The sequence below is a fragment of the Pontibacillus salipaludis genome (assembly GCF_014642405.1).
Taxonomy (GTDB): domain Bacteria; phylum Bacillota; class Bacilli; order Bacillales; family BH030062; genus Pontibacillus; species Pontibacillus salipaludis.
Window position 1 is genome coordinate 1 of sequence record NZ_BMIN01000006.1, and the last position, 15,613, is coordinate 15,613.

General features: G+C 38.1%; 16 protein-coding genes. 13 read left to right on the forward strand and 3 right to left on the reverse strand.

Annotated elements, in window-relative coordinates; genetic code table 11:
• Nucleotides 1-363: 363 nt before the first annotated feature.
• The 5 genes from IEW76_RS08240 to IEW76_RS08260 all read left to right on the forward strand — a co-directional run bounded on the left by IEW76_RS08240 (nt 364) and on the right by IEW76_RS08260 (nt 8,079).
• Nucleotides 364-1,023 carry a hypothetical protein gene (locus tag IEW76_RS08240; protein WP_188652727.1) on the forward strand — a complete coding sequence of 220 codons (660 nt, stop codon included), beginning with the start codon at nt 364-366 and terminating at the stop codon, nt 1,021-1,023.
• Between the two features lie 52 nt (nt 1,024-1,075).
• Nucleotides 1,076-1,846, forward strand: a complete 771-nt coding sequence (locus IEW76_RS08245; RefSeq protein WP_188652729.1) for a hypothetical protein — start codon at nt 1,076-1,078, stop codon at nt 1,844-1,846.
• Between the two features lie 1,290 nt (nt 1,847-3,136).
• Nucleotides 3,137-4,477, forward strand: a complete 1,341-nt coding sequence (locus IEW76_RS08250) for an alkaline phosphatase (protein ID WP_188652731.1) — start codon at nt 3,137-3,139, stop codon at nt 4,475-4,477.
• Nucleotides 4,478-5,120: 643 nt separating this feature from the next.
• Nucleotides 5,121-6,332 carry a S8 family peptidase gene (locus tag IEW76_RS08255; protein WP_308422059.1) on the forward strand — a complete coding sequence of 404 codons (1,212 nt, stop codon included), beginning with the start codon at nt 5,121-5,123 and terminating at the stop codon, nt 6,330-6,332.
• A 340-nt stretch (nt 6,333-6,672) separates the two neighbouring features.
• Complete coding sequence (locus IEW76_RS08260; protein ID WP_188652733.1) at nt 6,673-8,079, forward strand: trypsin-like peptidase domain-containing protein; 1,407 nt, start codon at nt 6,673-6,675, stop codon at nt 8,077-8,079.
• A gap of 168 nt (nt 8,080-8,247) precedes the next feature.
• Here IEW76_RS08260 and IEW76_RS08265 read toward each other — a convergent pair whose 3' ends face one another.
• Nucleotides 8,248-9,561 (reverse strand): HRDC domain-containing protein, encoded by a 1,314-nt coding sequence (locus IEW76_RS08265; RefSeq protein WP_188652735.1) that lies wholly within the window; start codon nt 9,559-9,561, stop codon nt 8,248-8,250.
• A gap of 538 nt (nt 9,562-10,099) precedes the next feature.
• On the opposite strand from IEW76_RS08265, the gene IEW76_RS08270 reads away from it, so the two are divergent.
• Nucleotides 10,100-10,261, forward strand: coding sequence for a hypothetical protein (locus tag IEW76_RS08270; RefSeq protein WP_188652738.1), 162 nt, complete (start codon nt 10,100-10,102; stop codon nt 10,259-10,261).
• 365 nt (nt 10,262-10,626) lie between these two features.
• Nucleotides 10,627-10,791: a hypothetical protein gene (locus tag IEW76_RS08275; protein ID WP_188652740.1), complete on the forward strand. Its 165-nt coding sequence runs from the start codon at nt 10,627-10,629 to the stop codon at nt 10,789-10,791.
• A 101-nt stretch (nt 10,792-10,892) separates the two neighbouring features.
• Here IEW76_RS08275 and IEW76_RS21055 read toward each other — a convergent pair whose 3' ends face one another.
• Complete coding sequence (locus IEW76_RS21055) at nt 10,893-11,027, reverse strand: DUF6904 family protein (protein WP_373285967.1); 135 nt, start codon at nt 11,025-11,027, stop codon at nt 10,893-10,895.
• Between the two features lie 369 nt (nt 11,028-11,396).
• Between IEW76_RS21055 and IEW76_RS08280 the strand changes: the two genes are divergently transcribed.
• From IEW76_RS08280 to IEW76_RS21065, 3 genes are all read left to right on the forward strand, one after another.
• Nucleotides 11,397-12,398: a glycosyltransferase family 2 protein gene (locus IEW76_RS08280; RefSeq protein WP_229721179.1), complete on the forward strand. Its 1,002-nt coding sequence runs from the start codon at nt 11,397-11,399 to the stop codon at nt 12,396-12,398.
• Complete coding sequence (locus IEW76_RS21060; protein ID WP_188652744.1) at nt 12,395-12,826, forward strand: GtrA family protein; 432 nt, start codon at nt 12,395-12,397, stop codon at nt 12,824-12,826. Before IEW76_RS08280 ends, IEW76_RS21060 begins: the two co-directional genes overlap by 4 nt.
• 557 nt (nt 12,827-13,383) lie before the next feature.
• Entirely contained in the window at nt 13,384-13,638 is a 255-nt protein-coding gene (locus tag IEW76_RS21065) for a 3-dehydroquinate synthase II domain-containing protein (protein WP_373285968.1), read from the forward strand.
• Between the two features lie 109 nt (nt 13,639-13,747).
• On the opposite strand, the gene IEW76_RS08295 is transcribed toward IEW76_RS21065, so the two are convergent.
• Nucleotides 13,748-13,927 carry an SE1832 family protein gene (locus tag IEW76_RS08295; protein ID WP_188652746.1) on the reverse strand — a complete coding sequence of 60 codons (180 nt, stop codon included), beginning with the start codon at nt 13,925-13,927 and terminating at the stop codon, nt 13,748-13,750.
• 338 nt (nt 13,928-14,265) lie between these two features.
• Here IEW76_RS08295 and IEW76_RS08300 point away from each other — a divergent pair, with 338 nt between their 5' ends.
• The 3 genes from IEW76_RS08300 (at nt 14,266) to IEW76_RS08310 (ending at nt 15,562) form a co-directional block, all read left to right on the forward strand.
• On the forward strand, nt 14,266-14,727 hold the full coding sequence (locus IEW76_RS08300; protein ID WP_188652748.1) for a hypothetical protein: 462 nt from the start codon (nt 14,266-14,268) through the stop codon (nt 14,725-14,727).
• A 238-nt stretch (nt 14,728-14,965) separates the two neighbouring features.
• Nucleotides 14,966-15,133, forward strand: a complete 168-nt coding sequence (locus tag IEW76_RS08305; RefSeq protein WP_188652750.1) for a hypothetical protein — start codon at nt 14,966-14,968, stop codon at nt 15,131-15,133.
• Nucleotides 15,134-15,328: 195 nt separating this feature from the next.
• Nucleotides 15,329-15,562: a hypothetical protein gene (locus IEW76_RS08310; RefSeq protein ID WP_188652752.1), complete on the forward strand. Its 234-nt coding sequence runs from the start codon at nt 15,329-15,331 to the stop codon at nt 15,560-15,562.
• Nucleotides 15,563-15,613: the final 51 nt, after the last annotated feature.

Sequence of the window (15,613 nt, forward strand, 5' to 3'; positions counted from 1 at the left end):
TAGGGCTTCGTAGTTTATCTCATCGATATAAATTTCTACGTCAAACTTAGGGAAACCGCCGAGTACGGGTCCGTACGCTCGGTGGTGTGAGAGGACGGAGGTTAGTCACCTCCTCCTACTCGATTAATTATGAATATCCTCATATTTATTTTAAAAAAAGAGGAACATTCTTATATCGCACACAGAAACTTCGTTTACTCAACGTAATAGGCTTAAACCATTTTTTGTATGATCCTGCATTAATGGTATAAATATAATACATCAACAAAACAAACCACTTACTTAAATAGATAGTAGCACGATTCCAAGAGTAGCCAAAAATGAATACACTAGATAGTTAAGCAAAGGATTGGAGAGGTGAAGATGCGACACATAAATAAAATCCCTTTTCTTTTATTAGTAATAATAGGAATACTAATCGTGCCTGGTTGCGTAGAAAAAACAGAACAATTAGAAATTAAGGATGGAGATTTAACTAAAGAATCTACTAAAAAAATGTATACAGAGAATGATAATGAAGTAGATATTGAGGAACCCCATGGTAAAGATGCTCTAACTTTTGAAGAATATCAACAGCTATTTATGGACATGTCAAAAGAGCTAGAGTTAAAAGGTTTAGAACTCAAGAAAGCTACTACTGGCAAGGATGTAAAGATTGTTGAAAAGGAAGCCACATTTGGAAAGCGAAAATATTTAACCTTAGATGGAACCTTAGACATGAGTAATGTCCGCTCAACTCAAGAAAGTCTTATCTATGAGGACCGGGAGTCCACTAAACACCTATCCATTACAATAGCCTACAGCAAGTACATGAATGGGAACGACTTACTTATGTGGCCTTCTATCCGAAAATATGAGGGTGTAAACGATAATCTCGTCGAACACGTTGATACAGCCACGTTAGCTTATAAGAATGTAATAATCTTTATATTACAATCTACTGATGGATCTGAAAAAGCTGATACTGTATTGACACATGATGTTATTACATCATTAATAGACTATCTAAATGAGAAAGAGTAAATAGCAATCATTTGCTTTTACTATAAAACACAATTACTAAGGAGGATTTTTCATGAAACTGAAAGGATTAATTTGCTCGACAGCGTTAGCCAGCTCGCTATTAGTTACAGGGATTACTACTGCTCATGCAGAGAGCAATAGCGAAATTCCCCAGCACGTATTAGACAAAGCAAAAAGCAAAGTGAATGAAGTTCAGTTTGAGCCGGAAAAGCAAGGTTTGTACAAGGTAATGCCGGACGGAAGTGAAGTAAAAGTAGATGATAACATTTTAAAAGATGGAAAGAAAACGATGACATTAAAGAAATCAAGTAGTAAGAACGGGGTTTCTACGCAATCAGTCCCAAATGATGGGTATCAATATGTTTATTTCGACTATCAAGCAGATGACGTAGATATTGACTGGAATTATAAAATTGCAGGCAGTGTCCGTGTGGAAAATCCATTGAGTGGTTCTACTGAAGTCACGTACACTCAATCCCAGACTGAGACTACTACTTGGAGTGTGGCAGGAGAGATTTCAGGTACAACAGAAATCGGTAATGATTTTATAGGAAGTGTTGAAGCCACGGCAAGTGCAAGTGCTGGTAGAGATCGAACGTTCTATAGTGGTAATTCATATGGTCTGAAAAAAGATATTACTGGGAAAACGGTAGCCTACTTAACCAATTATGCCGTTGGGGGAAATACTAACGGAGCTATTAGATACAAGAAATACTCTCCGTCTGGAACATCTTATTTAGGCATCTATAAAGACTATCAGGGTGGAACAGCAGTTATGGATACTTTTGATAACGTAGAAATCACATCTACCTCCCCATTGTAAGATGTACTAGAATACTAAAAACAGGCACACCTCATCATTACTATATGAGGTGTGCCTGTTTATATTAACCTAGTATTCTTCCGTAATTGCATTTGTAGTTCAAGTAGAATTAAAACGTCTTCCGTGCTTCTTTCTATATGAATATATTGGTTGTGGGGAAGCACTATAACCGTCCCTATGCTTCTCGTTAGAACCAAACGCTATTTTAAAGTAGATTAAAATATGTAAAATAATTTTTTTACTTATTTTGGTTACTAGAATATCATGAGCCGGTTTGGTTGTTTTGAAGACTTGCTCATATCAATAAACTTCTAGGAGGTAATAAAGTTGAAAAAATTTCTGGTTTCTATGATGACTTTAATTGTAGTTTCTATGGGTGGTCTTTTTACAAGCCAAAGCGTAGAAGCAACAAGAACAGTGGAAGGGCCGTTTTACACTACTTTTACAGGGGCAGAATTGACATCTTCTTATTATGGTACTCTAGCTAGGAGATGTGAATCAGCCGTAGAAGATTACGGTAGCACAATTAGATCCGATTCTAAATATACATGCCAATGGTATAATCGAATAGACAGAGGCAGGTCTTCTACTATAGGGGTAATAATTGATGTGACGTACTCTCCATACTATATCTATTACTAAATGCACATACATTTTTATTGAAAATATCCTTGTGTGGAAACGACCATATCAAAACATAGAATAATAGATTTCTACGACGGGAACGGTCCATTGGCATAAGTTATGAAAGCCAAGGGAGCCTCTAGTAATGTTAGAAGCACGGGGAGAATTCCTGTGCTTTTTTTATTGGTCAGGGGAAGCAGAGAGACGGTTGCTGCGTTTCCGTTTTACATTAAAAGCTTATGAACCATCTTTCTTGAAGCGCAAGAACCGTCCCCGTGCTTCAAAAAGAGAGGCAATAGCGCCCCTGCGGAAGCATTTCTATTCTACGAAGAATTCCGTATCAATATTTCTCTTTTTGACCTTATATGTTTTGTGAAGGGAGCGCTAGAACAGTCGAGTCGCTTTTAAATAACTAAACAGTTAATTAACAAAATATTGGCCATATTTTCCTTTGACTTTTTAACGGGTGAGAATAACAAGACTAATTTCAGGGTGAGGAAGTCCTGAATTTTTTGTCATCTTTATTAATCTAAGTGTTAAAATTACTTTCTATTAGGATGTTTGACTTATTTTTGGTCATGACTTCCATATTAACCTTTACTTTACATCCCCTTAAAATTAAGTTGCTATTATGATTGTGTAAAAAACTTGAAAGGGGATCTATTGATGTTTAAAAAAATGGCTACAGTTGCACTATGTGCAGGAGTGTTACTATCAGGAATGTACGTTAATGTAGGGTTTAATGAAGCTGAAGCAGATCATAAGGAAAAGGCCGGTAACGCTAACAGTAACGAGAAAGTCAAAAATGTAATCTATATGATTCCGGACGGTTACAACGCAGATTATGCAACAAACTATCGTTGGTTTAAAGGAGAAAAGTCTTCTTTCGACCCATACGTTAAGGGATTAATTCAAACCTATTCTGCTAATTCTGAAGTTACAGATTCCGCCGCAGCAGGTACAGCCATGGCAACAGGCGTGAAAACAAACAATGGAATGGTTAGTGTATCACCTGAAAAGGAAGAAGTAGATTCAATCCTCGATGCTGCTGAAGGTTCAAAGAAATCTACTGGATTGGTCGCAACTTCAACTATTACACACGCAACTCCAGCATCTTTTGGGGCAAGCGTGGTAGATCGTGGTGATCAGGCAAAGATTGCTCCACAATATTTTGATAATGATGTTGACGTCATCCTTGGGGGAGGTAGAGATTATTTCTTATCAACATCCGAAGGTGGAAAACAAACAGAAGGTAATTTAATCGAAGAAGCACAAAAGGATGGGTATGAATACGTAACCAATACGGATGAACTTTCTAAAGCTAGAGGAGAGAAAGTTCTTGGTTTATTTTCTGATGGGGCGATGGCCAGTGAACTTGAACGCCCGGAAACATCTCAACCTAGTTTGGCGGATATGACAGATGCTGCAATCAATGCCTTAGACCAAGATAAAGATGGCTTCTTCTTAATGGTTGAGGGTTCTCAAATTGACTGGGCTGGACATGCTAATGATGCAGCGTGGGCCATGCACGATTCAAAAGCTTTTGATGAAGCAGTAGCAGAAGCCATTGAGTTTGCGAAACAAGACGGTAAAACACTAGTTGTTGTAGCTGGAGACCACGAAACTGGCGGTATGTCAGTAGGAGCTAATGGCGAGTATGATGTGAAGACTGAAATTTTACGTGATGTTACGGCATCTGGTGCTTATATGGCTGAACAATTAAACGATAAACGCAGCAATGTAAAAGATGTTGTAAAAGAATACACAGGTCTTGAATTAACAGATAAAGAGGTTAAGCAAATTAAAGATGCTAGTGCTGCTGATAGCGCAATAAATAAAGTGATTAGCGACCGTGCTTTAATCGGCTGGACAAGCGGTGGACATACAGGCGTTGATCTCCCTATATATGCTTATGGTCCTCAATCCGAAAAATTTAATGGATTACTTAATAACGTTGATATTCCAATGATCATGGCAGAAGCAATGAAAATAGAACTTGAAAACTAATAGGAGGAAGTAAAAGGTGAATTCTCGCCTTTCGTGGATGGCGGACTCGATGCTATTTTAGGGGGTTACCATTCCATTATTATTAGTTCTTCTTTTAGTAATATATATCACTTGGCTCTATATATTTTGGTTAATTGTAAGCGTAAAAATAATAGATCTAGATTCATAGAGAGGTTGTTTGTTGCAACCTCTCTATTTTTTGATTATAGACTATTAAATATAGGGAACAGAGCGGTCCTAATATAAACCTTTTAATTCATCCATAATCATGAATTTCTTCGCCAGGAGGGATCTCCTCCAAACTGAGTAAGGTAGCTCAACGTGTGATATAGAGATAGTCGCCTTCTCCCTCGGTACTTTCACCATAATTTGCGCAAACAAACAGAATTTCAGGCGTTTTGGAAAAATGACATCGTTAAAGTACACCCCAGGTATACAAATGTTCCTATTTGAGGGGTGTAAACAGACGTTTTCCCAGTATTTACATAAATTCGCTCTTTTTTTAATAAATGCTAGCTGATTTCTGTCTGTTAATCCTTCAGTATTGCCTCATGTTTCCCAAGTGAGAGGAAGAGGGTTCTAGGGTCTAAGTGTGTAATTTTAACAATAAGTTAGACCGAAACTATGAGGGAGGAATGAGTTAATGAAAATGAAGATGAAAAAGCTTGCTGGTTTATCGTTAGCGGTTACGATGTTGGTGTCACCTGCGCTAGTGGAGGCTGCGCCTAAGGATGACGTTGACCAGCCAAAGCAAATTAAGGAAATCAATGTCCAAAAAGAAAAAGGAGCATTTGTAAAAGGAGAAGTCGTGGTTCAATTCAAGAAGGATACCCCTGGGAAAGCGAAGGACCAACTTTTAAAGGGGATGGGTGCGACTGAAGTTCCTGATACAGATGCTGTGAAATCCAAGTTTAGTGTTTTGAAGGTAGGAAATGTAGAAGCCGTTGTGAAAGCATTAAACAAGAATCCATTAGTTGAGTATGCTGAACCGAACTACCTTTTTGAAGCAACGTGGACACCTAATGATACGTATTATGCTGGTTACCAATACGGTCCTCAGAATACGGATACAGAGGCTGCATGGAATGTTACGAAGGGGAGTGCTTCACAAGAAATAGCTATTATTGACTCTGGCGTTGATTATAATCATCCTGATCTAAATGACAAAACTATCAGAGGATATGACTTTGTGGATAATGATTATTATCCAATGGATTTGAATGATCATGGTACTCACGTAGCCGGTACAGCTGCGGCAGAGACGAATAACTCAGCTGGGGTTGCGGGGATGGCTCCAAATACATCAATCCTTGCTGTCCGTGCATTGAATGCAAATGGAAGTGGTTCTCTAGCGGATATCGCTGATGCTATTACGTATTCTGCGGACTCAGGAGCGGAAGTCATCAACTTATCTCTTGGCTGTGACTGCAGTACGACCACTCTAAAGAATGCTGTGAATTATGCTTGGAATAGTGGTTCTGTTTTAGTTGCAGCGGCTGGAAATGATGGGGTTTCTACTACATTTGAACCTGCTTCTTATAGCAACGTTATTGCTGTAGGTGCAGTCGATCGTTACAACCGTAAAGCCTCCTTCTCAAATTATGGAACGTGGGTCGATGTTACAGCACCAGGCGTAAGTATAGCTTCCACTATGCCGTATAGTGGCTACGCTTATATGTCAGGAACTTCAATGGCTTCGCCTCATGTAGCTGGTTTAGCAGCTTTGTTGGCAAGTCAAGGGCGCAGCAATGCTGAGATTAGAGAAGCGATCGAAGTGACGGCTGATCCGATTTCGGGTACAGGGGTTTATTTTGAGCATGGGGTAATTAACTCGTTGGATGCTGTAAACTATTAATCTATTAAGGAAAGAAAGGGACTTAGGGACAGGTACATTGTCCCGTTTATAGAAGTATGAGAATAGAAATATATGATATAAATGAGTTGAGCAAGCTCTATATATGTCCCTTGTTGTTAGCAACAGATAAAGCAGCAGAGTACTCTTATGAGTACTCTGCTGCTTTTATATTGGGATGCGGGGACAGGTCCCTTGTCCCGCCACGCGTGAAATCCTTTTTTGTTATGAACCACCAAGATAAGAGAGACAACGTACCTGTCCCTTCATTTTCACATTATATCGTTCTAAATAACTATTTTAAGGTATAATATGGTTATGATATAGACAGGGGGAGGAGCTTATGAAGTGTCCGAACTGCCAATCTCAAAATATCCAACAAGCCCGTTTTTGTGTGAATTGTGGGTATTCGCTTACACGTGTTCCGAAACGAAACAACAAAATGTGGTGGGTTTTTGGTAGTATGTTGGTTGTCTTTTGTGTGATTTGGACAGCGGTGATCGTTGTGTATATGCAATCTCAAGAAGAAAAGGAAGTTGTGAAGTCGAGTGTGGAAAAGGCTGCCGTGCAAGAGGAACCTCCTGCTGAAGAGGAGAAGCCGGAAGCAGAACAGCCCCCGCAAGAGGAGGAAAAGGAGACGGTTGTTGCTCCTTCTAAGAAAGAATCCGAAACAAAAGAAGCGGCAGTAGAAGAAGACAAAGTCAATAAGAAAGAACTCATTGATCAGGCGCTTTCCAAAGTGTATACCGTTTTAACGAATGAAGGTCAAGGTTCAGGGTTCTTGTACCGGGATAGTGGCAAGGTTGTGACAAACGCGCATGTTGTTTATGGTTACTCCGACGTTATCGTGCAGGATCGAAGCGGGGTACGATATCCTGCGAGAGTTATAGGGGTATCAGATGAATATGATCTTGCCTTGCTATCTGTCGATGGCTTAAAAGGAGAGAAACCCCTTCCTATTGAATTAGAAAAGTCTATGACTGGAATGGAAGTCATTGCTGTAGGCAGTCCGCGCGGTTTACAGAATACTGCTTCCCCTGGATACCTGACAGGTGTAGGACGTCAATTCGATGATCCTCAGTATACCTACGAGAACCTATACCAAGTTGATGCTCAAATATCTCCCGGAAGCAGCGGTGGTCCGCTACTAAGCGCTGAAAACGGAAATGTGATTGGAATTAACTCGGCGATCCTCACAGATGATCAATCCATCGGGTTCTCCATGCCTATGTATACGATGGTGGACCTTCTGAATCAGTGGTCCCAATCGCCTATGACAGCTGCAGAGGTTAATGGAGTATACGGATATGATCAAGGATACGCTACGTCTGGTTCCTATGATACGTACGAGGGTGGTTATAACGATGAACCAGTGGAGGACGATTATCCCGATATAGGGAGAGAGTTGTCCGATTTCATTATCAGTTTTCGAAATAGCTATGAACAGGCTTTAGATTACCAGGACTTCTCCTATATTGAGGGTTTCTTAGAGTATGAGGGTGAAGCGTATTGGGAGCTTTATGATTATATTGAGGACACGAAAGGAAAGGGAATGAAGTTTGATTTCACTTCCAACGAGGTGACAAACGTCGTGGTCGAGGACGGCTATGCGATTGTTAGCACGTATGAGGTGTTTGATTTTATGAATGCTGCCGGGAATTGGAGTGTTTATGAGCGGGTTAAGGATTATACGGTTGTGGTGGATGAGTATGGGTATTATGTGATTTCTAGTATAGAGATTTATCAGTAGTGGTACAGGGGGACGGGTTCGTTGTCCCAGTGAGTATGACACCTTTACTAGTGGGCACAAAGGGCCTTCTGCTAAAAAAACCTTCTTGAGCGTCTGATCGTTCAAGAAGGTTTTTTATATACCATCAATTTAAGAGAAGTGGGCCAAGGTACCCGTCCCTATGCCCCATTAATTCTTGGTTTTTACAATATCTAAAATTTCCTGACCATAATCCTCGGCCTTTTTTGGTCCAATTCCTTCTATCTCTAAAAGTTCATTAATCGTTTGAGGGTTCTTATTGAGAATAGATTCTAAGGTGTTATTTGTGAAAATGTAAAAAGGTTTCACATTTAACTCTTTTGAACGTTTGGTTCGAAAGTCAGTTAAAGCTGTTTTTATTCCTTCTCTGCTGAGTTTTTGCGACTGGATTTTTGGATCCGGCTTTTTGGCTTCGTGATCATCGGTATGATTATTTTTTATAATAGCCAATAGATCCTCACCAAATTCCTCTACCTTTTTAGGACCAATCCCTTCAATTTCTAACAGTTGATCTTTGGTTAATGGTTTTCTCTCTAGGAGACTATCTAATATTTTATTCGTAAATATATGATAAGGCTTTACGTTAAGCTCTTTTGAACGGGTTAAACGATAAGTTGTTAGGGATGACTTTAAATTTAAATCAACACTACTGTTGTTAGTAACACTTGCATTAGGTTGCTCGTTTGTTAATTCCTTCTGTGGAGTATGCGGTTTATCCAGTATGTAATCCTCAATGTTAAATGGCTTTTCTTTACTATATTTTAAGATTGTATCAGCAATATTATAGACATGGTGATCTGCCATAAATACAGGGGACTTTACATCTAATTCACTTTTTATAAATGACTTAATTTGATCATGTCGAATAACACTTGAGTGTATACTTGCAGGAGCTTTTTTAGAAATGTCTAGAATGGTTTTAGGATTTGCGAACGTAACCGCATATTTGACTGGGCAATTTTGGATTGTTTTTTGATCTTTAAGGATTTTTTCGAGAATGGCTACATGTCTTTCTACTTGGTTGATCGGGCTATACATACCCTCTTTGTTGACGGTTTTATTATTCTTCTTTATCACTCGTTGGAATTCACCTTTATCGGTAATATGTATATTGCCAAATAATTTTTTAACTTCTAGAACCATAATGAATTTATGAGTAATGATAACGAAATCTAACTGAGCCTGGTAATCCTCATATTCAAGATATACATCATGAAGAACCAGCATGGGAAGCATTGAATGTTGTAACTCAAATAGGACGTTTTTCTCACCTGTCTGACCTATGGAAAACAATTTCAAGTGGCTTTCCACTTTCTTTAAGTCGACGTTCGGTGCTTGATCTTCTGCTAATCTAGTTAAGTTTGTAATTAAAGGGGATTTTTCGTTAAATTCTTTATAAATCGCGGGCTCTTTAATTTCTCTTTTATCTGTTAAGACATTGAAAACATTTTTTAAGAAAGACATTCTGTATCCCACTTTCTAGTATTATTATGCGAAATAATATATGTAACATTTTGTAAGTTGTGGTTTAATTATAGCAAAGAATGGGGATTAGTTGTCGACCTTATGATGGGGAATGGTTAAAAGGCATGGAGGTGCGATGTGAAGAAGAGGAATATTGTTGTAACCTATAGCCTCGTGAACATTGCTCTTATTCCCTTGTATTTGCTCTTTTTATTATCGTTTTTTATGGGTGCGATTAACATGGACGAAGACGAACCATTTAGGAACTTATTTAATGTCACCGTTTATGCTTTGATTGTTAACCTCCCTAACGTAGCTATTTATTTCTTCTTGAGGGTTAAGGGTCTAAGGGAAAACGCGCGAGTAAATCAATTTTGTTTGTTTTTCTTTTCTTTTGGAGTTATAGGTGTTTATCTTTATTTGTTTGGAAGGTTTTTGTTTTAGGGTTAAGTGGTGTGAGAAGGATCTTCGATTGATCTTATTCTAAGACGAATGTATACTCCAAGGGTGTAGAAGAGAATTGTAAAAGGAGTATGTTATGGAAGATCATCAAAAGCAAGAAGCGCTGAAAGCTCAAGATGAAATGATGGAAATAGCGGATCGTTTATTCCAGGAAGGGAAGTCAGAAGCGGAAGTAAGGAAAGTTCTTTCTGAATATCTTGACCAAAAACGGGCTGAGGTGCAGAAGAATGAGGGATAGGGGGATTTCGGGCTTTATTGTACTGCCTTATTCATTTCAAATAAAGCAGGATAGCTATGTTATCTACATAGCCCTCTTGCTTTATTTTTTTTATAGATGGACAGAGGAGCGAAGACATAATCCTGTCATTAATACCGATAAACATTTTAGTAATCGTTCGATCTTGATACAAAATATTAATCATTTCTCTTCTTTACAAATGATAAAATTCTTGCACCTGTTATTTGGTGGAAAAGTCCATGTATCTTGTAGGTGGTTCTGTTCTTCTTTGTTTTACAGTGGGATTTGCATTCGAAGCATATAAGTTCTGAAACGACCGAAGGTCATGAAAACAGAAGCGTGCAGATATCCTAAAAGCATACATCATGTTCACTTCATTTGGTGCGGTGCTTTCATCCGTTGGCTTCCTAGAACATGGAGCAACGGAGTCGATGATGTACTTAACTTCTGACTTAGCGGAAACCGCTATGTTCGATATCGTGGCCATAAATGGAACCGTCGTCACGGTCGCGTTAGCTGAGGGGTCCTAAGATACTTCTGGGAAGTGAAAAAGGGAGTAACGGCAAACGAGGTTAATAATGGAGTTTCCAATTTATCGTCCTCCTATTCATTAAGTTTACTGATGTAATTATTAATCAAAGATTTTTGGATAGTTATTCTTTAATTGAACTTCATCAGTGTGACACTGGTGTTTATCTGCAGCACGTATTTCGTCTTCTAGCTTATGATATTCTTTTCCTCTTTCTGTTAGTGATTTAGCAATAATGGATAAATTGTGATGACATTATCAAAAGCCTTCACCTATGAAGGTGACTCACTGGTTTCTAAGGGAAGTAAGGGAAATGTACCCGCTCATTTAAGAAACTTAATTATAATAGAAATCTATTCCACCTTTCATTATAATAATAGTATATGAGTTTTGTTTAAAGTTCTCCTTATATGTTGGATTGAGATTATATTTGGTGGCGAAAAATATGATTTTACTAATGAAAATAAAATGAAACTTATTTTCCAAAAGCAATTATAAAAAATTTATGCCTTTACCGAACCAGGGGTTTATTTTTAGCGCCAAAAGGGATATATTTGACATTCGAGTATCATTTAGGGATTCTATTTATAATATTAGAGAAGGTGGATTAGTTTGAAAGATATACTATATATTGTAGTCCCTTGTTATAACGAGGAAGAAGTCTTATTAGAGACATCTAAACGGCTGGAAGAAAAACTAAATCAGTTAATTAGAATGGATATGATTTCATTAGAGAGCAGGATTGTTTTTGTGAATGATGGTTCAAAGGATAGTACTTGGGATATGATAGAATCCCTTCACGATAGCAATCCGCTGATTTCTGGGATCAATTTATCTAAAAATAGAGGACATCAGAATGCCCTTCTTGCAGGACTATTAACTTCAAAAGAGCATGCAGATTTAGTTATTTCGATGGATGCTGATCTACAAGATGACATTAATGCCGTAGATGAAATGATAGAGAAATATTATCAGGGATGCGATATTGTTTATGGAGTGAGAAGCGCCAGAGAAAAAGATACTATGTTTAAACGATTTACTGCCCAGTCTTTTTATAAAGTAATGAACATGTTAGGTGCAAAGGTTGTATATAATCATGCTGATTATAGGCTGATGAGCAAAAAGGCATTAGAAGGGTTGGAGAATTTTAAAGAGGTGAATCTCTTCTTGCGAGGATTAGTTCCAATGCTTGGCTTTAAAACAGACATTGTGACTTATGAACGCTCAGAAAGATTCGCAGGCGAAAGTAAATATCCCTTAAAAAAAATGTTTGCTTTAGCGTTTGAAGGTATTACGTCACTTTCAACAGTACCCATAAAGATGATTACACGTTTAGGTATAGGCATATTTTTTATTAGTATACTAATGTTAATTTATTCTGTTGGACAGTATTTTAGGGGGGAAACGGTTGTAGGTTGGTCAAGTCTTATTGTTTCAATTTGGGCTATTGGAGGTTTGATCCTCTTCTCTATTGGTATCATTGGAGAGTATATTGGAAAAGTGTACTTAGAAACCAAGAATAGACCGAGGTTTATAATAGATTCATTTATTAATACAACTCAACCTAAAGAACAAACAGAACAAGATCAAACTAGACAACGCGTATGAAAAGAATAGTTTCATTAATCGACGTTAGTGTGATCAAATTTATAGTTGTAGGTGTTATTAATACGCTCGTTGGAACTCTTATTATGTTTAGTTGTTATAATATTATTGGATTAAACTATTGGATTTCAACATCAGCAAACTATATAGTGGGTAGTGTTTTGAGCTATTTTCTAAATAAATATTGGACATTTCAACACAAAGAAAAATCCATCAAGATTATTCTGAAATTTGTAGTTAATATTATAATATGCTATTTTCTTGCCTACAGTTTAGCGAAATATTTGGTTAACTTAGTATTAAGTCAATTCAATAACAACATCCAGGACAATGTATCAATGATAATTGGTCTTATACTTTTTACAGTTTTAAACTATTCTGGTCAAAAATATTTTGCCTTTAAGAAAAACGAAGGGACAGAGGTAGTATGAGTTGAGGGGGCATAGGGTCAGGTCCCTCGGCCCGTTTCATAAGTAAAACCCGTAGCCATGTAGCTACGGGTTTTACTTTTACTAACTTTTTGCAAATACTTTGAAGATCGCTGTTAGTCCAGAAATAGATATTCTGTTCATGTCTTCGTTAACATTTAGGTTATCCTCATGACTTGCCTTAAACTCATCTTGAGTATCTTGAGCGAGTTGAGGTTATAGTTTGTAGCTGCTTTACGCTATCAGAAACTTTTTCATCAGCGCTGGCTATTCCTTCCCTCTCCCAAGAAGAACATACCTTTAAAGATATCTCTAAATCTACTAAGGAAAAAATTTTTTTCAGCTTCTTCATCAACTTCGAAGGGGGATGGGGCTTTGCTATTGATCAAATGTTTTATCAATATTGGTTCGAGTGCTAGGCCAGTATAGGATTTTTCTGTCCCATATATATTTAAATCAAGGTGATCGAACGCTTTACCTTCATGAAGTAACAACAGGGGAAGCCTTCACGCTTACTAGCCTTGAGGGAGAACGAGATCGATACGCTGGGAGAGTGAATAATTGGGAAGCGGCCGTTAGTAAGAGTTGAATGTGAGGGCCATGATGGAACGATCTCGGCCACATTTCAGAATTTTTCTAGTGTTTCTGTTCACGAAGAGAATGAAGGGGAGCTTTCGGTTCAGGATATTACAATTGGGCAGCGGATATTGTATCTTACGGATGAACCTCGTCGTCGATTGGGTGAGAGGGTTGAAGGGACTATTTTTGAGAAGTGGAATAGAAGGGAGCAAAGTGAGATGTTTTGCCCCATCTAGTAGCAAAATGAGCATAAAATAATTAAAAGCAGAAGGATACCTGTTAAACCTGGGAACCTTCTGCTTTTTATTGATCAAACGTTTGATCAATTCTTACAATGACTATTCATTAAACCTTTGCCTCGAACTGATTATTAAGTTCTGCTAACTCATCTTCCAACTGTATTAATTGCCTCTCCAACTTCTCCGTATTCCCACCAACGGATTCCATCTTTTCTAAATCTCCCTGGATTCGTATGTAATCCGATTTCACAACATTAATTTGATCTTGTAGCTCTCTCTTCGTCATACCAGCAAAGCACTCCTTTTCAATTTTAATTACCCTAAAGTATAAATCATAGAGTGTAATTATGGCTACTATAGGGACGAGATACCTGTCCCCCTATGTCCATGAATATGTCGACATAATTTTCTGTGAATCTACTCTCCTATTGAGGAGTCCTCCCTAAATTAGCTCTATTCAATCTAGCAACTCTATAAGTTGTTCTAGTATTTTTACGAGATTTAAGTTCTAGGTATTTTATCCACTAATTCTCCATATCTCTCTAGAATGATGAATGTTTACTCACACTATGATTAGGGAGCGATAGGATGAAACGGTGGATCTAGATTGGGTTACTCGTTGTCTTGATTATTTGGGGAGGAAGAGGTGGTTATGGTTACTTTGGGAACAACACAAATGCAAAACATACGGCACCTCCCGTAGTTTTTAATAAAGAAGAAGCAGAACGAACGGTGCAGACGCCAGAAGCAGAAGTCGTGTATGATGTTGGGATGGACGAAGCTGTGACAATACAGTTTGAAAAAGCTTTGAACAAGGCCACTATTTCCAATCAAGTAATAACTTTAACAAAGAATAATGGAGAAACTGTGCCCTTGTGTGAAGAAGGCGGGGCATATCACATAAAGGTGAGCGAATCGGTTCAGTACCAAAACGGGGACACACTGGAATCAACTATTAAAAGGGATGTATATATTCAACGGGAAGAGGTTGCAAAAGCAAAACGAAACGATCATGACATTGCTTTGCCTTTTCTTGAATTACAATTTACTGAAAAACCTGCAGTTCATTTATGCGCAAGAAATTGAGGTAGTGGCAGAAACAGAAGTAGAAATCTCCGGGTGAGCAAGAAGCATTGCTCTCCTCAGATTGGGTTGTCACAACAGATCACCAGCCATTTTCGGTTGAGAAGAAGTCACATGTATCAGGCCATTTCGAGATAGAAGGGGAATCCTTTAAGCTTAAAGGAGCAGAGCTTTCCTTCGATGCAGATGTGTATCTAAAAGAGCCTGAATTAAAGAGGGTGAGGGAATCTTTGAGGATGTTATGGAACGAGAAGAAAAGAAACTGCCTATCTTAAACGAAGGCAACTCTAGTTCTTTATCGATCTCTTCTCCTGTAACGGGTGATGTGGAGTTGAAAGTATTAGAGGGGGGAGAATATATAGTGAAAGTTCCTATTTTACCAACTGCAATACAAGGGGAACACACCTAGGAGCTTTCATTCAAAGATGAAAACACGGGTAAAACACATCGTAAGACGATTCCTTTCATCATTAAAACCTTTCCACCTTACGACATTGCTCAACTAATAGCAGAACTAAATAATGCATACAGCTTCGATCATTTTCCTACAAATGATGAATGGATTGTACAAAATTACTCTAGTCGCAGCGCGATTTTTGATTCGATGTCCTATATTGCAACCCGTGACTTTTTGGAAGGATACATTGGTTACTTATTTGAAGAAACAGAAAAAGGCATAAGGACGGTCATCACGGAAACACCACCAAGCATTGATTTCTATTCCCCTTATGAGGTAGAAGAAAAAGAAAATGAAATCATCGTCCGTCAAACACTAGCGGAGCTAACAGATTGGAGAAAAGAACGGTGTGAATACTGCAGGAATTATATTCATGATTAGGGTTTTTGAATTATGGATCTTCGTAAGACATATTGTAAACAATAAATCCGG